26 protein-coding genes and 1 other RNA gene are annotated in these 23,649 nt (G+C 68.6%); 13 read left to right on the forward strand and 14 right to left on the reverse strand.

Features of this window, described 5'->3' with window-relative positions; all coding sequences use genetic code 11:
* Positions 1-18 precede the first annotated feature (18 nt).
* The 4 genes from polA to ACIQTU_RS14595 all read left to right on the forward strand — a co-directional run bounded on the left by polA (position 19) and on the right by ACIQTU_RS14595 (position 4,978).
* Entirely contained in the window at positions 19-2,922 is a 2,904-nt protein-coding gene (gene polA, locus ACIQTU_RS14580; RefSeq protein ID WP_400548631.1) for a DNA polymerase I, read from the forward strand.
* 21 nt (positions 2,923-2,943) lie between these two features.
* Positions 2,944-3,252 carry a GNAT family N-acetyltransferase gene (locus ACIQTU_RS14585; protein WP_400548634.1) on the forward strand — a complete coding sequence of 103 codons (309 nt, stop codon included), beginning with the start codon at positions 2,944-2,946 and terminating at the stop codon, positions 3,250-3,252.
* Positions 3,253-3,302: 50 nt separating this feature from the next.
* Positions 3,303-4,505 carry an NAD(P)/FAD-dependent oxidoreductase gene (locus ACIQTU_RS14590; RefSeq protein WP_400548637.1) on the forward strand — a complete coding sequence of 401 codons (1,203 nt, stop codon included), beginning with the start codon at positions 3,303-3,305 and terminating at the stop codon, positions 4,503-4,505.
* A gap of 128 nt (positions 4,506-4,633) precedes the next feature.
* A complete protein-coding gene (locus ACIQTU_RS14595) occupies positions 4,634-4,978 on the forward strand; it encodes a zf-TFIIB domain-containing protein (RefSeq protein WP_400548640.1) in 345 nt (114 codons plus the stop codon).
* 4 nt (positions 4,979-4,982) lie between these two features.
* On the opposite strand, the gene ACIQTU_RS14600 is transcribed toward ACIQTU_RS14595, so the two are convergent.
* Positions 4,983-6,695 (reverse strand): hypothetical protein, encoded by a 1,713-nt coding sequence (locus ACIQTU_RS14600; RefSeq protein ID WP_400548643.1) that lies wholly within the window; start codon positions 6,693-6,695, stop codon positions 4,983-4,985.
* A gap of 223 nt (positions 6,696-6,918) precedes the next feature.
* Between ACIQTU_RS14600 and ACIQTU_RS14605 the strand changes: the two genes are divergently transcribed.
* From ACIQTU_RS14605 to ACIQTU_RS14625, 5 genes are all read left to right on the forward strand, one after another.
* The gene (locus ACIQTU_RS14605) at positions 6,919-7,623 is read left to right on the forward strand and encodes a response regulator transcription factor (protein WP_400548646.1); all 705 of its coding nucleotides are present in this window, start codon (positions 6,919-6,921) and stop codon (positions 7,621-7,623) included.
* Entirely contained in the window at positions 7,592-9,199 is a 1,608-nt protein-coding gene (locus ACIQTU_RS14610) for an ATP-binding protein (protein WP_400548649.1), read from the forward strand. The genes ACIQTU_RS14605 and ACIQTU_RS14610 overlap by 32 nt, the downstream gene beginning before the upstream one ends.
* Complete coding sequence (locus ACIQTU_RS14615) at positions 9,196-9,627, forward strand: HPr kinase/phosphorylase (RefSeq protein WP_400548652.1); 432 nt, start codon at positions 9,196-9,198, stop codon at positions 9,625-9,627. The genes ACIQTU_RS14610 and ACIQTU_RS14615 overlap by 4 nt, the downstream gene beginning before the upstream one ends.
* Before the next feature lie 108 nt (positions 9,628-9,735).
* Positions 9,736-10,140 (forward strand): PTS sugar transporter subunit IIA, encoded by a 405-nt coding sequence (locus ACIQTU_RS14620; protein WP_105564561.1) that lies wholly within the window; start codon positions 9,736-9,738, stop codon positions 10,138-10,140.
* Positions 10,137-10,418, forward strand: a complete 282-nt coding sequence (locus ACIQTU_RS14625) for an HPr family phosphocarrier protein (RefSeq protein WP_400548655.1) — start codon at positions 10,137-10,139, stop codon at positions 10,416-10,418. The genes ACIQTU_RS14620 and ACIQTU_RS14625 overlap by 4 nt, the downstream gene beginning before the upstream one ends.
* 12 nt (positions 10,419-10,430) lie before the next feature.
* Here the strand turns inward: ACIQTU_RS14625 and ACIQTU_RS14630 are convergent, their stop codons facing one another.
* The 9 genes from ACIQTU_RS14630 to ACIQTU_RS14670 form a co-directional block, all read right to left on the reverse strand.
* Entirely contained in the window at positions 10,431-10,889 is a 459-nt protein-coding gene (locus tag ACIQTU_RS14630) for a peptidase S1 (RefSeq protein WP_400548658.1), read from the reverse strand.
* A gap of 93 nt (positions 10,890-10,982) precedes the next feature.
* Positions 10,983-12,056 (reverse strand): tRNA 2-selenouridine(34) synthase MnmH, encoded by a 1,074-nt coding sequence (gene mnmH, locus ACIQTU_RS14635; RefSeq protein WP_400548661.1) that lies wholly within the window; start codon positions 12,054-12,056, stop codon positions 10,983-10,985.
* A gap of 1 nt (position 12,057) precedes the next feature.
* Positions 12,058-13,104 (reverse strand): selenide, water dikinase SelD, encoded by a 1,047-nt coding sequence (selD, locus tag ACIQTU_RS14640; protein ID WP_400548664.1) that lies wholly within the window; start codon positions 13,102-13,104, stop codon positions 12,058-12,060.
* A gap of 45 nt (positions 13,105-13,149) precedes the next feature.
* Positions 13,150-14,097, reverse strand: coding sequence for a TraB/GumN family protein (locus ACIQTU_RS14645; protein ID WP_400548667.1), 948 nt, complete (start codon positions 14,095-14,097; stop codon positions 13,150-13,152).
* Between the two features lie 7 nt (positions 14,098-14,104).
* Complete coding sequence (locus ACIQTU_RS14650) at positions 14,105-14,299, reverse strand: helix-turn-helix transcriptional regulator (protein WP_105562535.1); 195 nt, start codon at positions 14,297-14,299, stop codon at positions 14,105-14,107.
* Positions 14,300-14,309: 10 nt separating this feature from the next.
* Entirely contained in the window at positions 14,310-14,768 is a 459-nt protein-coding gene (locus tag ACIQTU_RS14655) for a hypothetical protein (RefSeq protein WP_400548670.1), read from the reverse strand.
* A gap of 67 nt (positions 14,769-14,835) precedes the next feature.
* Complete coding sequence (locus ACIQTU_RS14660) at positions 14,836-16,056, reverse strand: DNA recombination protein RmuC (protein ID WP_400548673.1); 1,221 nt, start codon at positions 16,054-16,056, stop codon at positions 14,836-14,838.
* A 67-nt stretch (positions 16,057-16,123) separates the two neighbouring features.
* Positions 16,124-16,726 (reverse strand): recombination mediator RecR, encoded by a 603-nt coding sequence (gene recR, locus ACIQTU_RS14665; protein WP_400548676.1) that lies wholly within the window; start codon positions 16,724-16,726, stop codon positions 16,124-16,126.
* Entirely contained in the window at positions 16,726-17,055 is a 330-nt protein-coding gene (locus tag ACIQTU_RS14670) for a YbaB/EbfC family nucleoid-associated protein (protein ID WP_105562538.1), read from the reverse strand. The genes recR and ACIQTU_RS14670 overlap by 1 nt, the downstream gene beginning before the upstream one ends.
* A gap of 161 nt (positions 17,056-17,216) precedes the next feature.
* Between ACIQTU_RS14670 and ACIQTU_RS14675 the strand changes: the two genes are divergently transcribed.
* The gene (locus ACIQTU_RS14675; RefSeq protein ID WP_400548679.1) at positions 17,217-17,831 is read left to right on the forward strand and encodes a malonic semialdehyde reductase; all 615 of its coding nucleotides are present in this window, start codon (positions 17,217-17,219) and stop codon (positions 17,829-17,831) included.
* Between the two features lie 21 nt (positions 17,832-17,852).
* On the opposite strand, the gene ACIQTU_RS14680 is transcribed toward ACIQTU_RS14675, so the two are convergent.
* Positions 17,853-19,715 (reverse strand): DNA polymerase III subunit gamma/tau, encoded by a 1,863-nt coding sequence (locus tag ACIQTU_RS14680; protein ID WP_400548682.1) that lies wholly within the window; start codon positions 19,713-19,715, stop codon positions 17,853-17,855.
* Positions 19,716-19,771: 56 nt separating this feature from the next.
* A complete protein-coding gene (locus ACIQTU_RS14685; RefSeq protein WP_400548685.1) occupies positions 19,772-20,158 on the reverse strand; it encodes a DUF3597 domain-containing protein in 387 nt (128 codons plus the stop codon).
* 109 nt (positions 20,159-20,267) lie between these two features.
* Here ACIQTU_RS14685 and ACIQTU_RS14690 point away from each other — a divergent pair, with 109 nt between their 5' ends.
* A complete protein-coding gene (locus ACIQTU_RS14690; RefSeq protein ID WP_400548688.1) occupies positions 20,268-20,927 on the forward strand; it encodes a hypothetical protein in 660 nt (219 codons plus the stop codon).
* Between the two features lie 24 nt (positions 20,928-20,951).
* Here the strand turns inward: ACIQTU_RS14690 and ffs are convergent.
* Positions 20,952-21,045, reverse strand: an RNA gene (ffs, locus tag ACIQTU_RS14695) — signal recognition particle sRNA small type.
* Positions 21,046-21,118: 73 nt separating this feature from the next.
* Between ffs and nudC the strand changes: the two genes are divergently transcribed.
* On the forward strand, positions 21,119-22,042 hold the full coding sequence (gene nudC, locus ACIQTU_RS14700) for an NAD(+) diphosphatase (protein WP_400548691.1): 924 nt from the start codon (positions 21,119-21,121) through the stop codon (positions 22,040-22,042).
* A gap of 41 nt (positions 22,043-22,083) precedes the next feature.
* Here nudC and ACIQTU_RS14705 read toward each other — a convergent pair whose 3' ends face one another.
* Positions 22,084-22,806, reverse strand: coding sequence for a 3-deoxy-manno-octulosonate cytidylyltransferase (locus ACIQTU_RS14705; RefSeq protein ID WP_400548694.1), 723 nt, complete (start codon positions 22,804-22,806; stop codon positions 22,084-22,086).
* A 145-nt stretch (positions 22,807-22,951) separates the two neighbouring features.
* Here ACIQTU_RS14705 and ACIQTU_RS14710 point away from each other — a divergent pair, with 145 nt between their 5' ends.
* Entirely contained in the window at positions 22,952-23,629 is a 678-nt protein-coding gene (locus ACIQTU_RS14710) for a c-type cytochrome (RefSeq protein ID WP_400548697.1), read from the forward strand.
* Positions 23,630-23,649: the final 20 nt, after the last annotated feature.

The raw sequence follows: 23,649 nt of genomic DNA on the forward strand, positions 1-23,649 counted from the left end.
TCCCCCTATGTTCGCGCCATGACCGACGCGACCGCCGACACCACCGCCCGCCCTCTCACCCAGGACGGACCGCCGCCCCGACTGTGGCTGATCGACGCCTCGGCCTACATCTTCCGCGCCTATCACGCCCTGCCGCCCCTGACGCGCAAGTCGGACGGCCTACCCGTCGGCGCGGTGCAGGGCTACTGCAACATGTTGTGGAAGCTGATACGCGACATGAAGGGCGAGGACGGCCCGACCCATCTGGTCGCCGTCTTCGACCACTCGGAAAAGACCTTCCGCAACGATCTCTACGATCAGTACAAGGCCCACCGCCCGCCGGCGCCCGAGGACCTGGTGCCGCAGTTTCCCCTGGTGCGCGAGGCGACCGCCGCCTTCGGCGTCCACGGCGTCGAACTGCCCGGCTATGAGGCCGACGACCTGATCGCCACCTATGCCTGCAAGGTCCGCGATCTGGGCGGCGAGGCGGTCATCGTCTCCTCCGACAAGGACCTGATGCAACTGATCGGGAACGGCGTCGTCATGTACGACCCGATGAAGGACCGACGCCTGGAAGAAGAAGCCGTCTTCGAGAAGTTCGGCGTCACCCCGGACAAGGTGGTCGAGGTCCAGGCCCTGATCGGCGACAGCGTCGACAACGTCCCCGGCGCTCCCGGCATCGGCCCCAAGACGGCAGCCCAGCTGATCCACGAGTACGGCGACCTCGACACGCTTCTGGCCCGCGCGGGCGAGATCAAGCAGCCCAAGCGGCGCGAGACCCTGATCAACTTCGCCGACCAGATCCGCCTGTCGCGCGAGCTGGTCAAGCTGACCTGCGACGCCCCGGCGCCCGAGCCGGTCGACGACTTCCTGATCCGCGATCCCGACCCGGCGGTGCTGTCCGAGTTTCTGGAGCGGATGGAGTTCCGCTCGCTGCTGCGCCGCGTCGGCGACGGCAAGGCCCCGGCCAAGGAAGGCTCGGCCTTCGCCCGCCAGCCGTCGGCCCCGGTCGCCACGCCGCGCTACGGCCAGACCGAGGTCGCGACGCCCGACGCCGTCCACGATTTCGACCGCGACAGGTACGAGTGCGTGCAGACGCTGGACGATCTGGACCGCTGGATCGCCCGCGCCCGCGCCGCCGGGGTCATCGGCTTCGACACCGAGACCGACGCCCTGTCGGCCACCCACGCCGGGCTGTGCGGCGTCTCGCTGGCCGTCGGCCCGAACGAGGCCTGCTACATCCCCCTGACCCACGACCATGAGCCGACCGGCGATGGCGGGCTGGACTTCGGCCTCGACCTCGGCGGCGGCGCGCCGCGCGAGCCGCTGACGCAGATCCACAAGCCCACCGCGCTGGAACGGCTCAAGACTCTGCTGGAAGACCCGGCGGTGCTCAAGGTCGGCCAGAACATCAAATACGACCTCGCCGTCATGGCCCGGCGCGGCATCCGCGTGGCTCCGATCGAGGACACCATGCTGATCAGCTACGTGCTGGAAGGCGGGCTGCACGGCCACGGCATGGACGAGCTGGCGCGCCTGCACCTCGGCCACGAGCCCATCCCGTTCAAGAGCGTGGCGGGCACGGGCAAGAGCCAGAAGAGCTTCAAGCACGTCGAGCTGAAACCGGCGACCTGCTACGCCGCCGAGGACGCGGACGTGACCCTGCGGCTCTACAAGCTGCTGAAGCCGCGTCTGGCGACCGAGCGCCTGACCACCGTCTATGAGACCCTGGAACGCGGCATGCCCGCCGTTCTGGCCGACATGGAGTTGAACGGGGTGCGGGTCGATCCCGACCGGCTGCGCTCCCTGTCCTCGACCTTTGGTCAGCGCATGGCCGAGCTGGAGAAGCAGGCGCACAAGCTGGCGGGCCGTCCCTTCAACGTCGGCAGCCCGCGTCAGATCGGCGAGATTCTGTTCGGCGAGATGAACCTGCCCGGCGGCAAGAAGACCGCCTCGGGCCAATGGGGGACCGAGGCCAGCGTGCTGGAAGAACTGGCCCTGACCCACGACCTGCCGCGCGCCATCCTCGACTGGCGCCAGCTTTCCAAGCTGAAGGGCACCTATACCGACGCCCTGGTGGCGGCCTCGGACCCGATGACCCACCGGGTCCACACCTCCTATCAGCTGGCGGCGGCGACGACGGGGCGCCTCGCCTCCTCCGATCCCAACCTGCAGAACATCCCGATCCGCACGGAAACGGGCCGCCTGATCCGTCAGGCCTTCATCGCCTCGCCGGGCCATGTGCTGATCAGCGCCGACTACAGCCAGATCGAGCTGCGCCTGCTGGCCCACATCGGCGACATCCCCGAGCTGAAGCGCGCCTTCAAGGCCGGGCTCGACATTCACGCCGCCACGGCGTCGGAGATGTTCGGCGTCCCGGTCGAGGGCATGCCGTCGGAAACCCGTCGCCGCGCCAAGGCCATCAACTTCGGCATCGTCTACGGCATCTCGGCCTTTGGTCTGGCCGCCCAGCTAGGCATCGATCAAGGCGAGGCGGCGGCCTACATCAAGACCTATTTCGAGCGCTTCCCCGGCATCCGCGCCTACATGGATCGCACCAAGGCCTTCGTGAAGGAGCACGGCTTCGTCACCACCGTCTTCGGGCGTCGCATCCACATCCCGGCCATTCACTCGAAGTCGGGGGCCGAGCGCCAGTTCGGCGAGCGCGCCGCCATCAACGCCCCGATCCAGGGCGCCGCCGCCGACATCATCCGCCGCGCCATGATCCGCATGCCCGCCGCCCTGGCCGAAGCCGGTCTGAAGACCCGCATGCTCCTGCAGGTCCACGACGAACTGATCTTCGAGGCCCCCGAGGCGGAGGCCGAGCGCGCCCTGGCCTTGGTGCGCAAGGTCATGGAAGGCGCCGCCGACCCCGCCGTGGCCCTCAGCGTTTCCCTGGTGGTCGAGGCCAAGGCCGCCGCCAACTGGGACGACGCGCACTAATCTCCAACGAAGGACGCCGACATGAGCCTGGACCCCGACATCCACGACAACGCCGAGGCCAAGCGCTACGAGCTGACTGTCGACGGCGAGACCGCCGTGGTCATCTACAACCCCGTCGCGGGCGGCCTGCTGATCACCGAGACCATCGTGCCGATTCCGCTGGAGGGGCGCGGCCTCGCCAGCCGCATGGCCAAACACGTCCTGGCCGATCTGAAGGCGCGCGGCCTGGTCATCCTGCCGACCTGCCCCTTCTTCGCCGGCTATCTGAAGAAGCATCCGGAATATACCGAGCTGGTGCATCCGGCCTATCGGGCGGCGCTGGGCCTTTAAGAGGGGCCTCCAAGGTCGCGTCATCGCCCCGCGCCTGCTAGGGCGGGGCGATGAAGTCTTCAGATCTCGACGTCCTGATCGTCGGCGCCGGCGCGGCCGGCATGATGTGCGCCATCGAAGCGGGCAAGCGCGGCCGCCGCGTGCGCGTCATCGACCACGCCCGCGCGCCGGGCGAAAAGATCCGCATCTCGGGCGGGGGTCGCTGCAACTTCACCAACCTGGGGACCAGCGGCGCCAACTTCCTGAGCGAGAACCCGCGCTTCGCCCTGTCGGCGCTGAAGCGGTTCACCCAGCACGACTTCCTCAAGATGGTCGAGCGCCACGGCATCGCCTGGCATGAAAAGACGCTGAACCAGCTGTTCTGCGACGACAGCGCCAAACAGATCATCCGCATGCTGACGGACGAGCTGAAGGCGGCGGGCGTCACCCTGTCTCTGAGCCTCGGCGTCAAGGCCATCGCCCGCGACGGCGAGCGTTTCACCGTCGATCTGGACGACGGAACCCGCGTCTCGACGGCCTCGCTGGTGGTAGCCACCGGCGGCAAGTCGATCCCCAAGATGGGCGCGACCGGATGGGGCTACGACGTCGCCCGCCAGTTCGACCTGCGGGTGACCGAGACTCGGCCCGCCCTGGTGCCCCTGACCTTCGAGCCGGGCCTGCTGGAGCAGTTGAAGCCTCTGGCGGGCGTCGCCGTCGACGCCGTGGTCAAAACGACCGGCGACAAGGCAAGAAGCGCCAGCTTCACCGAGGCCATGCTGTTCACTCACCGCGGTCTGTCCGGGCCGTCGATCCTGCAGATCAGTTCCTACTGGCGCGAGGGCGAGGCGATCACAGTCGACATGGCCCCCGGCGAGGACGTCGCCGCGCGGCTGCTGGCGGCCAAGACCGAGAACGGCAAGCAGGCGGTGCACACCGCGCTCGGCCACATCATTCCCCGCCGTCTGGCCGAGGTCGTCTGCGCCCGCGAGGGCCTGTCGGGCAAGCTGGCCGAGGTGGGCGACAAGAAGCTGCGGGCCATGGCCGAGACGGTCAACGCCTGGACCGTCAAGCCGGTCGGGTCCGAGGGCTATCGCACCGCCGAGGTGACTCTGGGCGGGGTCGACACCGCCGCCCTGGACCAGCAGACCATGGAGGCGAAATCCGTGCCCGGCCTCTTCTTCATCGGCGAGGTGGTCGATGTCACCGGCTGGCTGGGCGGCTACAACTTCCAATGGGCCTGGTCGTCGGGCTGGGCGGCGGGCCAGACCTGCTGACCCTGCGGCGTCTGCGCACGTTGTGAGCGCCGCACCCGCACCCTAACTCTGTCCTCAGCGGGACGGGCCCCTCTGACGGCGCTTCGGCGGCGTGATGTCGGACCGCATCATTCGATGACGAGGATCCCATGCCCCTGTTGATGTGCCCCAACGACAACGCCGCCATGCAGACCCTGGACCGCAACGGCGTCCAGTTCGACATGTGCCCGACCTGCCGCGGCGTCTGGCTGGATCGCGGCGAGTTGGAGAAGCTGATGGCCGTCGCGACCGAGGAAGGCCGCGCCGCTGCCCCGCAGGTCGCCCCGCAGGCCGCGCCCCAGCCGACCTATCAGCAACCCGTCCAGCAACCGTGGGGCGGCCAGCCGCAAGGCTACCGCGAGCCGCCGCGCTATTCGGACGACCGCCGTCGCGACGACGACTACCACTACCGCAAGAAGAAGAAGCGGATGGATATCTTCGACATCTTCGACTGAGGAATCAGGCGGCCAGACCGGCCGCCTTCATCAGCGGGCGCAGGGTTTGCACCGCCTCGGGCGCGGCGCCGAGGGCCGTCCGCACCTCGGGCGCGCGGAACAACCTGATCGCCTCGGCCTTGGCTCGATCCGCCACCGGGCCAGTCGGGCCGGTTTCGCCGGCCGCCAGCCGCAGCAGGGCCGCCAGCTTCTGCGGCGCGGACGCAGGCGCACGAACGATCTGTGCGGTCAGCTTGGCGTCCGCCTCGACCGATCCGCCGACTACGCCCAGGGCCGTCGTCACAGCCTCACAGTCGCGTTCGGACAGGGCGGCGTTGCGCACGGCCCGCTGCAGCTCCGCCAGGGCCATCAGCTTTTGTCCTGGGGTCTGGCTCGAGGCCCGCATCTCGGTCTCGAAACGCAGGGAGGTGACGCAGGCGTCCAGCCAGCGCGCGGCCGCACGCTTGTTGGCCCCGCCAGTGACGTTCTCGCACATCCGCGCCAACCGCTCGACCTCGCACAGGATGTTCGGACACCCCTTGACGTAGGCGGCGACGAAATCAGCGGTGACCAGGCTCTTGGAGCGCTCGATGAAGGCGTTTTGCACCTCCTCCAGCGTCAGCAGCCGCCCCGCCGTCGCCGTCAGGGTCATGGCCAGGGCGCGCAGGATGTCAATTTCGCCTTCCGGGTCGCCCGGCCGCAGACGGCGCTGGCTCATCAGTTCGCGCAGGACGGTGCGCGCCAAAGCCGCCGCCAGCAGGGGAAACTCGCCCGCCGCCAGGCGCTCGCCCAGACGCGCCGGGCCGCCCTCGACCGGCGGAATCAGGATCGCCAGTCGCGGATCGTGCGCCACCAGGACCGCGATCTCGCGCGGGGCCACCATGCGCACCACGGCCGCCAGACTGGAGCCCTGATCAAGCGCCGGACCGACGATCTGGGCCAGGCTGGCCCGCGACGTCAGCAGTTCGCACAGGATCTGCTCGACCGGCACCAGAACGAGAGCGCGGGGCTGGCCCTCGGCCGGCGCCCGGTCGCACAGGTCCATCAGCCGATCCAGACGCGCCCGCGCCCCGTTCAGCCCCTTCAGAGCCCCGGCGACGACGCCGCCCATGATGAAGGCGCGGTCAGGCGAGCCGTTCAGCCGGTGCGCGACATCGGCGACCGAGCGCTCGCCCAGGCTGGGAAACTGCTTGCGGCGCCCGGCCTGCAGCAGGCGCTCGATGGCCTGCTCGCCCAGTCGCTGATAATGGCGCACCAGATCATGCACCGGCTGGCCGGTGTGCTGGCTTTCCGGCACCGCCACCTTCTGGATGGCGTGCTGCAACTCCACGCCCGAAGCCTCCAGCCGCTCGGCCAGATCGGGCCGGTGCAACAGTTCAAAGGCGGTCGCCCCCTGTCGGTTCAGCCAGTCCTCCAGCACCCGGCCCAGCAGGTCGCGGGCGTGCGGCGCATACAGATCCTGAACCCCGCGGCAGCTGGGACCGCGGCTCTCCTCGCGCACCGGCGTCTTGCGCTTCACCTCGGGCGCGCCGCGCGTCAGGACAACGACGCTGGCGAACTCCATGGTGTCGGGGTCCAGCGTTTCCTTGGTCACGCGCACGGCGCAGGCCTGGCCGTCGCGCAGCAGGTCCTCAGCCGTTTCGATCGCCGTCTTGCGGTCCTCGGTCGCCATCGACAGCGTCCAGGACGCCGGCGGCGTCTTGCGGATATAGATTTCGTAGTGAACCGGACCGGCCATGGCGTCTTTCGCGCGTATCAGCCCGCCACCCTGCGCCCGGAGGCTTTAAGGCGAGGTTTCGCCATTTCCCCGCCAAGGTTGAAAGACAGGCTCTGGCGAACCATTTGCTGTGGCCGTAATGTCACCACGATGGAATAGAACGGTTACGCTTGTCGTGCGTTGAGCAATCGACTCACGACGGTTGACCCGGACGTCCGCCGCCGCCCGCACTCAGGAGAAGCCTTTGGCCAACATCACTCTGGTCGACGACGACGAAAACATCGTCGCTTCCGTGTCCCTGGCCCTCGAAAGCCACGGTCACAAGGTCACGGCCTATCATGACGGCGCTTCGGGTCTCGAGGCGCTGGAGACCACGCCCCCGGATCTGGCCATCCTGGACGTGAAGATGCCGCGCATGGACGGCATGGAGGTGCTGCGTCGCCTGCGGCAGAGCTCGCAGCTGCCGGTCATCATGCTGACGTCCAAGGACGAGGAGATCGACGAGATCCTCGGCTTCAACCTCGGCGCCGACGACTATATCCACAAGCCCTTCAGCCAGCGACTGCTGATCGAGCGGGTCAAGGCCCTGCTGCGCCGCACCGGCGCCGACGGCGGCGAGGTCGAGACCGCGGCGGAAGCCGCCGGCAAGGCCATCAAGCGCGGCAAGCTGTCGATGGACCCCGCGCGCCACGAGAGCACCTGGGACGGCAAGCCGGTCAAGCTGACCGTCACCGAGTTCCTGCTGCTTCAGGCCCTGGCCCAGCGCCCCGGCTTCGTGAAGAGCCGCGACAGCCTGATGGACGCCGCCTACGACGATCAGGTCTATGTCGATGACCGCACCATCGACAGCCACGTCAAGCGCATGCGCAAGAAGTTCCGGGTCGTCGATCCCGAGTTCGACGCGATCGAGACCCTGTATGGCGTCGGCTACCGCTACCGCGAAAGCTGAGGCCGAGGACGGCCGGCCGCAGCGTCGCTTCCGCTTCGGCGGGTCACGCCTCGGCGGCTTCATTCTCGCCCTCAACCTGCTCAGCCTGCTGATCCTGTTCGGCGGGGCCCTCGCCCTGAATGAATGGCAGCGCGGCCTGATCGAGGCGCGTCAGGAATCCCTGTCGGTCCAGGCCAAGCTTCTGGCCAATGTCCTGGGCGAACTGGGCATCACCCAGGGCGAGCCTTATCCGATGCTTGACCCCGGCGCGGCGGGGCTGTGGCTGCGCGACAACTTCATCCCCGAGGGCCAGCGCGCGCGCCTGTACGATCAGGACGGCCTGCTGGTCTCGGACAGCTACGCCGTCACCGACGCCATTCCGGGCGAGGCCTTGCCCCCCGCCAACCCCGCCGGCACCGCCCTGGCCCCGAGCGAGCCCTCGCCGCGCGAAACGGCGCGGGTCAAGCGCGCCAACGCCGAACTGTCGGCCGAGGTCGACCGCGCCCTGCAAGGCGCGCCCCAGGCCGACATCCGCCGCAACGAAAACGGCGACCGCGTCGTCTCGGTCTCCCTGCCCGTGCGTCACGTCCAGCAGGTGCTGGGCGTGCTGACGCTGGAAGCCGGCGACGTTGACGAGACCCTGGCCGCCCAGCGCCGCGCCCTGACCCCCTTCGCCCTGGTGGCCCTGGCGGTGAACCTGCTGTCAGCCCTGGTGCTGCACCTGTTCGTGGCCCGGCCCGTGATGCGGCTGTCGGCGGCGGCGGATCAGGTGCGCCTGCAACGCGCCCGCGCCATCTCCCTGCCTGACCTCGAGGACCGCAAGGACGAGATCGGCGACCTGGCCCGCGCGCTGGAATCCATGACCGACACCCTGTCGACGCGCATGGACGCCATCGAACGCTTCGCCGCCGACGTCAGCCACGAGATCAAGAACCCCCTCACCTCGATCCGCTCGGCGCTGGAAACCCTGCCCCTGGTCAAGACCGACGAGCAGAGGGGGCGGCTGACCAATCTGCTGCAGCAGGACGTGCGACGCCTGGACCGGCTGATCACCGACATCTCCAACGCCTCGCGTCTGGACGCCGAGCTGTCGCGCGACCGGCCGCGCCTGATCGACCTCAACGAACTGCTGGGCGACATCGTCGCCGTCTATGAGGGCGGGCAGAAGCCGGGCGAGGCCGTTGTCCGCTTCGCCTCGACCGCCGATGCGGCGCGGGTGCTGGGCCGCGACATCCCCCTGGGTCAGGTCTTCCGCAACCTGATCGACAACGCCCGCTCGTTCAGCCCGGCCGACGGCGAGGTCCGCGTCCGTCTGGAGCGCGACGACAGCCGCGACCTGCCCCTGCGCATCCGCGTCGAGGACGACGGCCCCGGCATCCCGTCGGAAAACCTGGAGACCGTGTTCGAGCGCTTCTACACCTCCCGGCCCAAGGGCACGGCCTTCGGCGCCAACTCGGGCCTGGGCCTGTCGATCGTGCGCCAGATCGTCGACGCCCACGGCGGACGGGTCCACGCCGAGAACCGCGTCGATGAGGACGGAAACGCCGTCGGCGCCCGCTTCGAAGTGCTTCTGCCCCTGGCTGGACGACGCCCATGACCAAGCCGATGCAACCGCTGCACGCCACCGCCGTGGCCCGCCATACGCCCGCCGGATGGCGCGGCGTGCTGATCCAGGGGCCGTCCGGCGTCGGCAAGAGCGATCTGGCCCTGCGGCTGATCGGCCAGGGCTGGCGGCTGATCGCCGACGACTGGACCCATCTGTGGGCATCGAACGGGGCGCTCTACGCCGCCGCCCCGGCCACCATCACCGGCAAGATCGAGGTGCGCGGCCTGGGCATCGTCACTGCGCCGCTGCATCCACTGGCCCGCATCGTCCTGGCTGTGCAATGCACCCACGAGACGATTGAACGCCTGCCCGAGGCGGTCGCCTGGACCTTGGACGAGGTGGCGATTCCGCAGTTGCGGCTGGACCCGCGCCCGGCCTCGGCAGGTCAGGTCGTCGCAACCGCGCTGGCTGCTCTTTGAACCGGCGCGCGTTTGGCCTATGAAGGCCGGCTTGCAGATCAGTCTGAGCGCCCCGAGGGCGTTCGCTGAGGACAGCGGTGCGGGGCGGATTTTCTTGGTGAAGCCTTCATGATCGGGCTGGTGATCGTCACTCACGGAGGCCTGGCCTCCGAGTTTCTGGCGGCGATGGAGCACGTGGTCGGCCCTCAACGGGGCGTGGCTGCGATCTGCATCGGCCCCGAAGACGACATGGAGCGGCGTCGCCGCGACATCGTCGATGCCGCCGCGGCCGTGAACGACGGCGACGGCGTCATCCTGCTGACCGATATGTTCGGCGGCACGCCGTCCAACCTGGCCATCTCGGTGATGGAGCAGACCCACGCCGAGGTCATCGCCGGGCTGAACCTGCCCATGCTGATCAAGCTGGCCAGCGTGCGCACCCGCGAAAGCCTGGAGACCTGCGTCGCTCACGCCCAGGACGCCGGACGCAAATACATCTCGGTGGCCTCCTGGGTCCTGGCGGGCGAAAAATGACCGACACTCCAGTTCAGGCCACCGTCAACATCTGCAATCAGCGCGGGCTGCATGCCCGCGCCTCGGCCAAGTTCGTCAAGCTGGCCTCGGGCTTCGAGTCCGAGATTCGCGTCACCCGCGACGGCGTGACCGTGGACGCCCGCTCGATCATGGGTCTGCTGATGCTGGGCGCCGGCATCGGCTGCGGCGTCGACATCGAGGCCGAGGGCCCCGACGCGGCCGAAGCCATCGAAGCCCTCAGCGACCTGGTCGCCCGCAAGTTCGACGAGGATCAGTAAGGTCCAGCGGCCCTAGGGCGTCTCGGTGATCAGCAGGGTGGCGTCCGCCGTCCCGCCGCCGAACGTGCCGATCCAGACATCGTAGGTCCCGCTGCGCGGCTTGTCGAAACGCACCTGGGCGTCGCCGTCGCCATAGCTGTCGTCGTCGCAGGACCAGCTGCCGTCCGGCCCGTTGATGATCAGAGTCGTGTCCACCGGCGACAGGGTGCGGAACACCAGCGGCAGACGCCCCGCCTCATAGGTCAGTTCGAAATCGGGGGCGTCCGCGACATTGCCGACGCAGGCCGCCGGCAGGGGCGTGTCGGCATAGGCGTCGATGGAGCCGCCCGCCGTCACGGACACGCGATAAGGGTCCGGCGTGAAGCCCGACCTCAGCCCGATCTCGCCATAGGTCGCCGTCTTGCTCGAGTCCTGAGCCTGGGCGCCCAGAGGCGCGACCGTCAGGACGAGCGCCGTCGCGCCCAAGAACAACAGCCTTGTCTTCATTCGAGTCTATCCCAGCCGCATGGCCACGGAGCCCCCAGCAGGCTCCTCGCTTGCCAGAATAACACAAAAAAGCCTGATTCAACCCTTGTCGGATGAAAGGCGCGCGACCGCTCCGGCGACGGCGTCAGCCGCCTGATCCAGGTCGGCGGCGGCGCACCCCGACAAGGCGATCTCGCCCAGATCGCCGCCCCCGACGTCACGCGAGGCGCGGCGATAGGCGGGATCGTAGTGGTCCTGCATCAGGGCCGTCGCCAGGGCCCGCAGATCCCCTGCCCTCGACAGTTGGCGCCAGGCCGCGACGGCTTCTCGGCTGTGATGGCGCGGCAGACGGCGTAGGGCGTTGTCGCGAACCTCGGCGTCATGCTCCAGCGCCGCGTAGTCCTCGAGCACCCGCCCGACCCGCGCTTCGATCGGCGCGCTCAACCGCAGGCGCGGGGCCGCCTTCATCGCCGCCCACAGGACCGGCGGCAGGGTCACGCGCCCGATACGACTGGACTCGGCCTCGACCACGATCGGCCGCTCCGGGTCCAGTCGCCCCAGGGCCGTGAACAGGCGCGTGTCGAACAGCTTCTGGGCCGGCTGGACCACACCCAGGCCGCCAAACAACGAGCCCCGATGCTCGGCCAGCCCCTCCAGATCCAGGCTCTGAACGCCCCGCGCGGCGAGGCGGGACAACACCGCCGTCTTGCCGCTGCCGGTCAGACCGTCCAGCAGGACCAGCCGCAGACCGGGCGCCGTTCGAGGTTCGTACAGCCGCGCGACCACCTGGCGTCGCCAGGTCTGATAGCCGCCGTCCAGCCGGGTCACGGGCCAGCCGACCTGATCCATCACCGTCGTCATCGCCGTGGAGCGCTGGCCGCCGCGCCAACAATAGACCATGGGCTGAAACCCGCTGTCCCTGGCCGCGAGCGCGCCTTCAAGATGGGCTGCGATGTTGCGCGCGACCAGGCCCGCGCCCAGACGCCGCGCCAGGAATTTGGACTGCCGCACATAGATGGTCCCGACCTCGGCGCGCTCGGCGTCGTTCAGGACCGGCAGATTGATCGCGCCCGGCAGGTGATCCTCGGCGAATTCGCCCGGACTGCGCACGTCGATCAGGGCGTCATAGCGCGTCAAGGCTTCCAGACCGACGTCGGCGCTCAGCCGCGCCATATCAAGCCACGACCACGGACGGCGCGCCCTCGCGCACGCGGCCGACCCGCCGGGCGAAAGCGAAGCCAGTCTCCTGAAGCAGCCGCATCACCGCCTCGGCCCCCTCGGGCGCGACGGCGATCAACAGGCCGCCCGACGTCTGGGGGTCGCTGAGCAGGTCGCGTCGCCATTCCGGCAGGTCCGCCGGCGCCGCGACCGACGCCCCATAGGCCGCCCAGTTGCGCACCGAAGCCCCGGTCCTCACCCCGGCCGCCGCCAGAGCCTCGGCGCCGGACAAATAGACCGGGCCGTGGAGATCCAGCTCCACGGCGACGCCCGCGCCGCGCGCCATCTCCAGCGCATGGCCCAGCAGGCCGAAGCCCGTCACGTCGGTCACGGCGTGGACCTCTGGCATGGCGGCCAACTGCGGGCCCGGCGTGTTCAACTGGGTCGTCGAGGCGATCAGGGCGGCATAGCCGGCCGCGTCCAGCCGCTCCTGCTTGAAGGCGGCGCTGAGGACGCCGACGCCCAGAGCCTTGCTCAGGATCAGAACGTCGCCCGGTTGAGCCCGGCGGTTGGTCAGCACCCGATCCGGGTGCGCCAGGCCCAGGGCGACCAGGCCGTAGATCGGTTCGACGCTGTCGATCGAATGGCCGCCCGCGACGGGAATGCCCGCCGCAGTGCAGACCGAGGCGCCGCCCTCCAGCACACGGCCGATGGTCTGGACCGACAGCTTGCCGATCGGCATGCCCACGATGGCCAGGGCGAAGATGGGCGTCGCCCCCATGGCGTAGACGTCGGACAGGGCGTTGGCGGCGGCGATCCGGCCAAAGTCGAACGGGTCGTCGACCATGGGCATGAAGAAGTCCGTGGTGGCCACCAGGGCCTGTTCGCCGTTTAGCCGCCACACCGCCGCATCGTCGGAGGTCTCGGCCCCGACCATCAGATGGACGAAGGGCGCCGCCTGGGGCGCGCCGGCCAGAATGGACTGCAGGACGTCGGGCGCGATCTTGCAGCCGCAACCGCCGCCATGGGCCAGGCTCGTCAGTTTGGGTTCGGCTTGGGTCATGCCCCCGCGTCTCGCGTCGCGGCCCGCAGGTCAAGCGTCCTCGCGTTAATCCCTGATCCGGGTCGCCGTGATCCCGCGCTGCGCCAGCTTGGTCTGCAGGCTGTCCGCGCCCGCCAGGTGCCCGGCCCCGACCGAGATGAAGGCCGTGCCCGAGCCGGCCAGCAGAGTCTGGATCTGTTCGGCCCAGGCCTCGTTGCGGCGCGCGAAGATAGCGGCGTACAGCTCGGGCGATTCCGCCTTCGCCTCCAAACCGATCAGGGCGTCCAGCCCGTCGACGTCGCCGGTCGACCAGGCGGTGACCATGCGGCCAAGGAAGGCGTCGGCCTGATCAAACTCCTTGAGACTCGAGCGCAGCATGGCCAGCTGAGCCTCTTCCGACAGGTCGGCGATGAAGCCGATCTGCTGAGGCATGGTCTCGAAGCCCTTGATCGGCTTGCCGGTGGCGGCGGCCCGAGCGTGCAAGACCTGATCGCCGCCGTTCGAGGCCACGTAGCCGGCCTTCTGGATCGAGGCGAGCGCCAGTTGCAGGCTGGCCAACCAAGGGCGCAACTGGTCCAATTGCAGCGCCGTCGCGCCGACCGTGCGGGCCACGGCGTCCAGATCGGCGAACTCCTCGGCGGTCAGCAGGCTGGACAGGGGGCGGTCAGGCGAAACCCCCTTGGCCTGGATCAAAGGCACCACGCCTGCCTGGTCGTTCAGGTCGGCGACCTCGAACCAGTATTCGTCGGCGCTGGCGAAGGCCTTGTCCGCGCGCCCCGTGCCCCAGGGCGTCTCAGGCTTCAGCGCGTGGATCGTGCCGAACAGATAGAGGGTGGAATCCTCGTCCTTCACCACCCATAGGCCGGGGCCGGAACCCGCGGGCGCGGCGACGACACCGGCCGACACGGCGGACGGCGCCTGCGCCAGAGCCGAAGGAGCCAGCAGCAGGGCGGACAGCGCCGCCCCGACCGTCAGGGCCGAACGAAGGCAGTCAGACAGTCGGGCGATCGGCATGGCGGGACTATTCCTCGTCCGAGAAGATGGATTCGATCGGCAGCTGGAAGAGCCGCGCGATCTTGAAGGCCAGCGGCAGAGAGGGATCGTAACGCCCCGTCTCCAGCGCATTGACAGTCTGGCGCGAGACGCCGAGTTCCGTCGCCAGGTGGGCCTGGCTCCAGTCACGCTCGGCCCGCAGGACCTTGAGGCGGTTGTTCATGCCGCCGCCCTCACCGCCGCGCCCACCACCACCAGGCCCAGGCGACGCCGTAGCCGATCAGCATCAGCGTCAGCATGGCGAAGGCGCCCGTGGCGGCGTAGGCGGCAGGATCGGTGCGCTCGGAATACCAGGCCGGGATCCGGAGCATCGCCGCCTGGGGCATGGCGGCCAGGATGACGAAGACGCCGCCTACGGCCATGCCGCTGGAGCCGCCCCAGAACCATGCCCATTTGTGGGCTTCCTGCGCCGCCTCATCGATGGAGCTCATCCACTTCAGGCTGATCCACATGGCGATCAGCATGGTGACGGCGGCGAAGGCGATGACCACGACCAGGGCGATCGGGCTGGACAGCACGTCCTGACCGCTGTCGCTCAGATAGCCGACGACGCCGCCCGTGACGAAGGCGGTCGCCAGGAACAGGCCCAGGGCGATCGCCGACTGGATGTAGAGTTTACGCTTGCCGGCCACGACGCCCCTCCCGATTAGACAAGGACGTTTTACACCGCCATCCAGCTCCGTCAAGCGGCGGTTATCGCTACTGCGACGCCGGGGCGTTGAGAAGTTCCGGGCGGCTGAGGGTGCGCGGCGACTGTTCGACAGGCGGCAGTTCGGGCAGGTCCTTGCCTTCGTGATCGACCTTGAGGTCCTCGAAACGGCGGGCCGAGACCATGACCTGGCTCTCTAGCGAGCCGACGAACTGGTTGTAGCGCCCGACAGCCGCATCCAGCGCCTTGCCGACAGAAGCCGCATGCCCGCCCATGACTGACAGGCGCTTGTACAGCTCCTTACCCAGCTTCGCGACATCCTCGGCGTTTCTGGCCTGCTCCTCGGCGCGCCAGCCGTAGGCGACGGCCTTGCACAGGGCGAACAGGGTGGTGGGGGTGACGATGACCACGCGCGAGGCCATGGCCTGGGTCATCAGGTCGGGTTCGTGATCAAGCGCGGCGGCGAGGAAGGCGTCGCCCGGCACGAACATGGCGACGAAGTCGGGGCTGGGCTTGAACTGATCCTGATAGGCCTTGGACGACAGCTGGCGGACGTGGGTCTTCATGCTGGCGGCGGTGCGCAGGGACATGGCCTGGGCCTGGGCTTCGTCGTCGCCGTCCGCCTCGTCGGCGAAGGCCAGGGAGACCTTGGCGTCGATAACGAACATGCCGCCGCCGGGCAGTTTGACAATGAAGTCGGGGCGCTGCTGGCGGCCCTCGTCATTGGCCGAGGAGTTCTGCTCCTCGAAGTCGAAACGACCCGCCATGCCGGCGGCTTCCAGCACGTTGCGGCAGGTCTGCTCGCCCCAGCGGCCGCGGCGGCCGGTATTGCCCTTCAGGGCCTCGGTCAAGCGGCGCGCCTCGTCGCGGGTGGCCGTCGAGGCGGTCATAAGGGCGGCCAACTGCTCCTTCAGGCCGCCGGTGTCCTCGGCGCGGGTCTTCTCCAGGGCGGCGACGTGTTCCTGGAACTTGGCGAGGGTTTCCGAGACCGGCTTGAGCTGGGCCTCCATGCGTTCACGGGCGACGCGGTCCTGGGCCTGAAAGGTCTCGGTCGCGCGGGCCACCAGCTTGGTCGCCACGGCCTCGGCCGATTGCGAGGCCTGGGCCTTGAGGAACTCCGCCATGGAGTCGCGGCTCTCCTCCATCAGCTCCAGCCGGGCGTCGGCGGCGTCGAGCGCCCCCTTGGCCTTCTGCCAGCCCATGAAGGCCCAGAAGAAGCCGGCGACAGCGGCGACGGCGACGACCAGCAGGATGAGTTCGAGCGTGTTCATGCTCCGTTCCTAGCCGGAGTCGCGGGCGGTTGAAAGCTGAGCCGCGTCAGCTGCGGACGTAAGGGGATCAGGCCGGACGTCGCGCCCGCAGGGCCTGAACAATCGTGCCGTCGTCCAGCCAGTCCAGTTCGCCGCCAACGGGGACGCCGCGCGCGAGCGACGTGACCTCGACGCCCGCCGCCGACAGGCGTTCCGCCAGATAGTGGGCTGTGGTCTGGCCGTCGACGGTGGCGGGCAGGGCCAGAACGACCTCCCTCGCCTCGCCGCCTTTCGCCCGACCGATCAGTTCGGCGATGCGCAGTTGCTCGGGACCGACGCCGTCCAACGCGGACAGCAGGCCGCCCAGGACGTGATACTTGCCGCGGAAGGCGCCCGACCGCTCCATGGCCCATAGGGCGCCGGCCTCCTCGACCACGCAGATCAGGGCGTTGTCGCGGCTCTGGTCCGAGCAGACCGAGCAGGGGTCGCGCGTGTCGGGCGAACCGCAGACCGAGCAGTTGACCACCTTCTCGGCGGTCTCGGCCAGCGACGCCGCCAGCGGGACCAGCAGCTGCTCGCGCCGCTTCAGCAGGGCCAGAGCCGCGCGCCGGGCCGAGCGAGGGCCCATCCCCGGCAGCTTGGCCAGCAGGCTGATGAGCCGTTCGATTTCCGGCCCAGCGGAGGCGGCCATCAGAAGAGTTTCGGCATTCCCGGGATGTTCATCCCGGCCATCGGCCCTGCGGCCTCACGCATCAGGGCGTTGTTGACCTCGTCCAGCTTGCGTTTGGCGTCGGCGTGGGCGGCGACGATCAGGTCGGCCAGGATTTCACCCTCGCCGGGGGCCATCAGGCTGTCGTCGATCTTCACCGCGGTGATCTCGCCGGGGCCTTTCAGAGCAATGGAGACAAGGCCGCCGCCCGAGGTGCCCTCGGCGGTGGTTTCGGCCATTTTCGCCTGGGCGTCCTGCAGCTTTTGCTGCATGGCCTGGGCCTGTTGCATCAGGGCGTTGAGGTCTTTCATCCCTAATAGATAGGGCGATCCGCGGCCCGGCTCCAGACCCTCCTGCAGAACATCGACCCGCATCAGCAACAGATTTTGTAGCATTCCCCTTGACGACAGGATGGGACAGGCCATATTCGTAACAATTGAAGTTACCAATCCTGTTCAGGAGGATTTTCCCGATGGCCTATGACGCCCTTTCCGCCCGCGATGTTCCGGTCTCCGACACGGTTCTGGCCCAGTTGTTCACCGAGGCGCGCACGCGCAACGGCTGGAGCGACCGGCCCGTGTCCGAAGACCTGATCCGCAAGCTCTACGACCTGACCAAGTTCGGCCCGACCGCGGTCAACATGACCCCGGCCCGCTTTATCTTCGTCACCTCGCCCGAAGCCAAGGCCCGCCTGTCGACGCACATGGCCGAGGGCAACCGCGCCAAGACCCTGGCCGCCCCGGTCAACCTGATCATCGCCCAGGACATCGATTTCCACGACACTCTGGCCAAACTGTTCCCGCATGCGCCGGGCGCTCGCGACTGGTTCCTTGATGAAGCCGGTCGTCGTGAAGCCGCCTTCCGCAACGCCTCGCTGCAGGGCGGCTATCTGACCATCGCCGCGCGCGCCCTGGGTCTGGACGTCGGTCCGATGTCGGGCTTCGACGCCGCTGGCGTGAAGGCCGAGTTCTTCCCCGACAGCAATGTCGAGCCGAACTTCATCATGAACCTGGGCTACGGTACGGACGAGAACCTCTTCCCGCGCTCACCCCGCCTCGACTTCGAGGAAGCCGCGCAGATTCTGTAAGCACGAAGACGGCGAGGACGATCAGTCGTCCTCGCCCGCCTCGTCGTCCTCCGGGATGGCGGGCATTTCGACCGCGGGCGCAAGGGTCTTGATCTCCTTGATCTCGGCGCCGGGGAAGGCCTGCATGATGGACACGACGAAGGGGTCCGCCTCGACCGCCGCCCGGCGGGCGGAGCGGGCCTTTTTCTCGATCTCGATCAGGGTCTCGCCGCCGCCCTGGCCGTTGGCCGCGATCAGCCAGGTGCGGCCGGTCCATTCCTTGAGCCGAGAGGCCAAACGCCGCGCCAGATCGACGGGCGAGCCCGCCGCCGGTTCATAGACGATGGCGCCCGGCTTGAACGACACCGGCTTCACATAGCGCTCGACGTCCATCTGCAGCGTGATTTCACGCTTGTCGCCGATCAGGGCGACCACGGCCTCGAAGGTCTGGGGATCGGGAAAGGCGGGCTGGGCCATGGGCCGCGCCGCCAGCATGGCCGAGGCTCCGCCGCCTCCACCGCCGCCGCCGCCCCCACCACTACGAGGACCGCCCGCGCCGCCGCCCGGCAGGGTCCCGCCCGACTGGATGGCCTTCAGCGCCTCTTCCGGTCCCGGCAGGTCGGCGGCGTAGGCCAGACGGACGATGGCCATTTCCACCGCATCCGCCGGGTTGGGCGCCCGCCGCACCTCGTCCAGGGCCTTCAGGAGCATCTGCCACGTCCGCGACAGGGTCCCGGCGGAAATCGCCGCGCCCAGGGCCGTCAGCTTCTGCGCCTGATCATTGGGCAGGCGGGTGGCGTTCGGGCCCAGCATCTTGGCGACCGAGGCCGCGTGGCAATGCTCCAGCAGGTCGTTGGTCACCTGCACCGGATCGGCGCCATAGCCGTAGAGGGTGCGGAAGTTTTCCAGCGCCTCGGCGGTGCGTCCGGCCATGATGGATTCGAACAGAGCGATGGTCTGGGTGCGGTCGGCCAGACCCAGCATGTCGCGTACGGTCGCGGTCTGCACCGTCGCCCCGCTTTCGGCCTGAACCAGGGCCTGATCCAGCAAGGACAGGCCGTCACGCACCGAGCCCTCGGCCGCGCGAGAAATCAGCGCCAGGGCCTCCTGCTCGATCTTCATGCCTTCGCGGTCGGCGATGCGGCCCAGGTGGCCAACCAGAACCTCTGGCTCGACGCGGCGCAGGTCGAAACGCTGGCAGCGCGACAGGATGGTCACCGGAACCTTGCGGATCTCGGTGGTGGCGAAGATGAATTTGGCGTGGGGCGGCGGCTCCTCCAGCGTCTTCAGCAGGGCGTTGAACGCCTGCGTCGACAGCATGTGGACCTCGTCGAGGACATAGACCTTGTAGCGGGCCTCGACCGGCGCGTAGCGGACGCTTTCCAGGATGTCGCGGATATCGTTGACGCCGGTGTGCGAGGCGGCGTCCATCTCCATGACGTCCATGTGCTGGCCGGCCATGATGGAGGCGTCGTGACGGCCATGCGCCGACAGGGCCAGCGACGGCTTGTCGATGACGTCGGTCTCGTTGTTCAGCGCGCGGGCCAGAAGGCGAGCGGTCGTCGTCTTGCCGACGCCCCGCACCCCGGTCAGCATGAAGGCATGGGCGATGCGGCCCGTGGCGAAGGCGTTGGTCAGGGTCCTGACCATGGCCTCCTGCCCGATCAGGTCTTCGAAGGTGCGCGGGCGGTATTTGCGCGCCAGAACCTTGTAGGCGCCGTCATCGGCGGGCTCGTCCGCGAAGGGTTCTGCCTTGGTCGGCGTCGGCGCAGCGACCGCGACCGGCGCTGCTACAGGTTCAGGCGCAGCGGCGGGCGCGCCGAACATGTCGTCGGTGTTCTCGTCCCGCTCGGGAACATCCTCCTCCCAGGGAGGGCCATCAAGACTCGGATCGACGTCGCTCATGATCCTGTCTTAGCGCGAGAGGGCGCGGTCGCGCACCCCCTCGCGAGAGCCGGAGCTCAGAGATCGGTGGGCAGACGGCCGCCGTTGTCCCGGATCTTCTGAATCACCTGGGCGTGCAGCCAGATATTCATTGAGGCGCTGTCGGACTTGTCGCCGGTGTAGCCCAGCTCGTCGGCCAGTTCCTTGCGCTCGGCCAGCGAGCTTTCCAGCCCGACCAGCTTCATCAGATCGACGATGGAGGTGCGCCAGTTCAGCTTCTGCGCCCGCTGGTCGTTCATGAAGTCGAGGATGCCGGCGACATCAACCTCGGGCGCAGGGGCGGCGGCGGGCGCGGCTTGAGGCGCGACAGGAGCCGCAGTCGGCGCGGGCGCCGGCGCGGCGGGGGCCGGCTCTTCCTTCTTCTTCTTGAAGATGCCGCCGAGGATGGACCCGAGAACGCTCATTCGCCTGCTCCTGAAGGGGTGAAGTCCTTTCAGCGGGTCAGGGCGATTCCGGTTCCGTGAAGCTTGCGAGACGCGGGCGCCCTAACGACGGACCGCTACAAAACGATCATTGTTCCGCGAACGCGTCCTGCTACCATCCCGCCATCGCTATCTGGGGGATGAAATGAAAAACAGAGCCGTCTTCGGCCTTATCACCGCCGCCTATCTGATCGCCGGTTCGGCGACGGCCGAGCCCCTCCAGTCGTTTGTGGACACATGCCTGGCCACCAATGGCGAGCCTGCGGCCGTCGCGGCGGCCGCCGAAGCCGGCGACTGGTTCAAGATGCCCGCCGAGGTCGCAGAAGCAATGGGCGAGGACTTTCGGGAGCCCGCCATCTATCTCAACTTCGACCCGACCAGGTTGAAGGCGGAGTCCCCCGCCGGTCCGATCGAAATGCTGATGACCGGTTGGGGCGACGGAAAAAGCATAATGGAGATCGACGGTCTCAGACTCGACTTCTGCGGACTGGCATCGCCAGAAGCAGACAGCCGCACGCTCGACCGCGACATGACGGCCCGCCTGGGATTCTCGTCCATCACTCGGGATGACATGACGTTCTGGCTGTTTTCGCGCCAGAGCGGCGGCTTCGTGTCTGAAGCGGCCCTCATGGACAGCGACGACAAAAGCTTCGTCGCTGCGGCCCAGAAGCGAAAAATCTACGCCCTCTACATCATAGAACAGGACGACATGGCCGGATTGGTCCTCGGCGCAGTTCGACCGGCTCCTTAGGCCGCTGACGATATCGATCGTAGGGAAAGTAGAGACCGCGACCCGAAGGTGAATTCGTTGTGGCTGCTGCCTTCCGGCCCTGACCAGGTTGGCGAAGCCTTCGCCCGCGATCTCCGAGGAGGGATATGACGGCTGGCGACGCGGGAATCAAGACCCCTCCCCCATCGACAGCGTCAGGGGTATGAAGCGCCATGTCCCATACCAACGTCTTCTCCGGCAATCCGCTCGACCGCTCCGGCGACCTTCGCAACGACATCGCCTGGTTGGGCGAGCAGGAAGCCAATCCCGAGGCCCTGGCCATGGTGCTGTGGGAGGGGCGGCCCCTGGTCGAGGACCACGAGGGCGGACAGCGGCTGGTCTGGCTGGCGCTCGGCCACGGGCGCGATCTGGTTCCCGACCGCGACGTCTTCCTGGGTCTGTGGAAGGGGGCGTCGGTCTTTGCAGTAGAGTTCGAGGGGTCCATCGACCCGACCACCGGCCCCGCCGGCGGTCTGGGCCAGTTCATCGAGATGCGCGCCGCGGCGGCGGCCCTGTCGGAAGCCGATGTCGCCATCGCCGGCACGGCCAAGAGCCTGTTCGACTGGCGCCGTCGTCACGGCTTCTGCGCCGCCTGCGGCAAGGCGTCGGATCAGGCCTCGGGCGGCTGGCGGCGGATCTGTCCGGCCTGCGGAGTCGAACATTTCCCGCGCGTTGATCCGGTCGTCATCATGCTGCCGGTCTATGAGGGCGGTTCAGAACCCCGCTGCCTGCTGGGGCGTCAGGCTATCTGGCCCGAGGGCCGGATGTCGGCCCTAGCCGGCTTCATGGAGCCCGGCGAATCCATCGAGGAGGCCTGCGCCCGCGAAGTGATGGAGGAGGCGGGCCTGACGGTTTCAGATGTCGTCTATCATTCCAGCCAGCCCTGGCCCTTCCCGGCCCAGCTGATGATCGGCCTGATCGCCGAGGTCACGACAGAGGACGCCGCCCCGGACCAGACCGAGCTGGAGGCCGTGGCCTGGCTGACGCGGGCCGAAGCGCGGGCGGTGCTGGCGGGCACGCACGGGACGATCCATGCGCCGCCGCCGTTCGCCATCGCGCGGCGTCTGCTGGAAAGCTGGGCGAACGAGGAGGCGTAGCGCCTCTCCCTCCCCTTCATGGGAAGGGAGAAAGCAGAACGTCAGGCCAGCGCCCGGGCCGCTTCCAGATCGGCCGGATTGTCGACCGACAGCGGCGCTTCGTCGATGACCGAAGCCCAGATCTGGAGGCCCATTTCCAGGGCGCGCAGTTGCTCCAGCTTTTCGCGCTTCTCCAACGGAGACGGCGGGGCGGCGCAGAAGCGCATCAGGGCCTCGCGGCGATAGCCGTAGATGCCGACGTGACGCCAGACGGGGCCGTCGCCATAGAGGGTCGAGCGGGTGAAGTAGAGGGCGCGACCGCTGGTCTCGCCTTCGCGAAGCGCCAGCACCGCCTTGACCACGTCGGGATTGGTCCGGTCAGAGACCTCGGCCTCGGCCGCCACCAGGGTGGCGATGTCGCAGGCTGATTCGCGCGCCAACAGGTCAGCGCAGGCCCGGGCCAGATCGGGTGAAGCGAAGGGCATGTCGCCCTGGATGTTGATGATGATGTCGTGGGCGGCGTCGGGATCGACCGCCTCGACCGCCGCGCGGATGCGGTCCGAACCGCTGGGCAGGGCCGGATCGGTCAGGACGGCCAGGCCCCCCGCCGCCTCCACGACCTCGACGATCTCGGGATCGCCCGCCGCCACGGCGACGCGAAACCCGGACCGGGCCGCCTGTTCCCAGGCCCGCACGATCATGGGCTTGCCGCCGATATCGGCCAGCGGCTTGTTCGGCAAACGGGTCGCCGCCATGCGAGCGGGTATCATTATCAGCGGATTCATCGACTTGACGACGTCCTGTGACGCCCGGAAGCGTCCGGGCCGGTTGCGAAGGTCGCGCTAGCGTGTAAGAGACGCCCACGCAAGATTACGCCTGACGCCGCTTCGCGGTGGGGGGGCTCATTAGAGACGGGAAGCGACGACGCGCATGAGCGGCGATCTGAAGTGGAACAAGATTATGGGCGCGTGCCTGGGCACCGCCTTTGTGATCCTGGTGGTCCAGCAAGTTTCGGGCATGGTCTATCACACCAAGCAGCCTGAAAAGATGGGCTACTTCGTGGACGCGCCGGAAGAATCCGCGGGCGCCGAACCGGCCGCCCTGCCGATCGACTGGGGCACGGTCCTGCCGACCGCCGACCTGGCCGCTGGTGAAGCCGCCTTCGCGCGCTGCCAGGCCTGCCACGACGCGCACAGCGGCGGCGCCGACAAGATCGGCCCGAACCTGTACGCCGTCATCGGCGGCCCGGTCATGCATCGCGCCGGCTTCGCCTATTCGGACGCCATGGCCAAGCACAAGGCCGAGGCCCCGACCTGGGGCTATGACCAGATCGACGCCTTCCTGACCGCGCCGGCCCGTTACGTCCCGGGCACCAAGATGTCCTTCGCCGGCATCCGCGACGAGAAGACCCGCATCAACCTGATCGCCTGGCTGCGCACCCAAGGCTCGGGCGGCTTCGCCATCCCGGCCGCCGATCCGGCCCGTCAACCGGGCGCCGCTGCTGCGGCTCCGTCGGCTGACGCGGCGGCGGCTCCGGCCGACGCAGCCGCCGCTCCGGCGGAAGGCGCGGCTCCGGCTGAAGCGCCTGCGGCAGCCCCCGCCGCCTAAGGGCGACGATCGTCGAATGA

Source organism: Brevundimonas sp. NPDC090276 (assembly GCF_044772165.1).
Classification (GTDB): Bacteria; Pseudomonadota; Alphaproteobacteria; order Caulobacterales; family Caulobacteraceae; genus Brevundimonas.

Bases quoted from the DNA above. Each gene is read 5' to 3' on its own strand.
- ACIQTU_RS14615 (WP_400548652.1), top strand. From the start codon at position 9,196: ATGACCAAGCCGATGCAACCGCTGCACGCCACCGCCGTGGCCCGCCAT.
- ACIQTU_RS14645 (WP_400548667.1), bottom strand. From the start codon at position 14,097: ATGCCGATCGCCCGACTGTCTGACTGCCTTCGTTCGGCCCTGACGGTC.
- polA (WP_400548631.1), top strand. From the start codon at position 19: ATGACCGACGCGACCGCCGACACCACCGCCCGCCCTCTCACCCAGGAC.
- ACIQTU_RS14585 (WP_400548634.1), top strand. From the start codon at position 2,944: ATGAGCCTGGACCCCGACATCCACGACAACGCCGAGGCCAAGCGCTAC.
- selD (WP_400548664.1), bottom strand. From the start codon at position 13,104: ATGACCCAAGCCGAACCCAAACTGACGAGCCTGGCCCATGGCGGCGGT.
- ACIQTU_RS14620 (WP_105564561.1), top strand. From the start codon at position 9,736: ATGATCGGGCTGGTGATCGTCACTCACGGAGGCCTGGCCTCCGAGTTT.
- ACIQTU_RS14675 (WP_400548679.1), top strand. From the start codon at position 17,217: ATGGCCTATGACGCCCTTTCCGCCCGCGATGTTCCGGTCTCCGACACG.
- ACIQTU_RS14685 (WP_400548685.1), bottom strand. From the start codon at position 20,158: ATGAGCGTTCTCGGGTCCATCCTCGGCGGCATCTTCAAGAAGAAGAAG.
- nudC (WP_400548691.1), top strand. From the start codon at position 21,119: ATGTCCCATACCAACGTCTTCTCCGGCAATCCGCTCGACCGCTCCGGC.
- ACIQTU_RS14705 (WP_400548694.1), bottom strand. From the start codon at position 22,806: ATGAATCCGCTGATAATGATACCCGCTCGCATGGCGGCGACCCGTTTG.
- ACIQTU_RS14595 (WP_400548640.1), top strand. From the start codon at position 4,634: ATGCCCCTGTTGATGTGCCCCAACGACAACGCCGCCATGCAGACCCTG.
- ACIQTU_RS14590 (WP_400548637.1), top strand. From the start codon at position 3,303: ATGAAGTCTTCAGATCTCGACGTCCTGATCGTCGGCGCCGGCGCGGCC.
- recR (WP_400548676.1), bottom strand. From the start codon at position 16,726: ATGGCCGCCTCCGCTGGGCCGGAAATCGAACGGCTCATCAGCCTGCTG.
- ACIQTU_RS14660 (WP_400548673.1), bottom strand. From the start codon at position 16,056: ATGAACACGCTCGAACTCATCCTGCTGGTCGTCGCCGTCGCCGCTGTC.
- mnmH (WP_400548661.1), bottom strand. From the start codon at position 12,056: ATGGCGCGGCTGAGCGCCGACGTCGGTCTGGAAGCCTTGACGCGCTAT.
- ACIQTU_RS14625 (WP_400548655.1), top strand. From the start codon at position 10,137: ATGACCGACACTCCAGTTCAGGCCACCGTCAACATCTGCAATCAGCGC.
- ACIQTU_RS14610 (WP_400548649.1), top strand. From the start codon at position 7,592: ATGGCGTCGGCTACCGCTACCGCGAAAGCTGAGGCCGAGGACGGCCGG.
- ACIQTU_RS14680 (WP_400548682.1), bottom strand. From the start codon at position 19,715: ATGAGCGACGTCGATCCGAGTCTTGATGGCCCTCCCTGGGAGGAGGAT.
- ACIQTU_RS14710 (WP_400548697.1), top strand. From the start codon at position 22,952: ATGAGCGGCGATCTGAAGTGGAACAAGATTATGGGCGCGTGCCTGGGC.
- ACIQTU_RS14600 (WP_400548643.1), bottom strand. From the start codon at position 6,695: ATGGCCGGTCCGGTTCACTACGAAATCTATATCCGCAAGACGCCGCCG.
- ACIQTU_RS14650 (WP_105562535.1), bottom strand. From the start codon at position 14,299: ATGAACAACCGCCTCAAGGTCCTGCGGGCCGAGCGTGACTGGAGCCAG.
- ACIQTU_RS14670 (WP_105562538.1), bottom strand. From the start codon at position 17,055: ATGAAAGACCTCAACGCCCTGATGCAACAGGCCCAGGCCATGCAGCAA.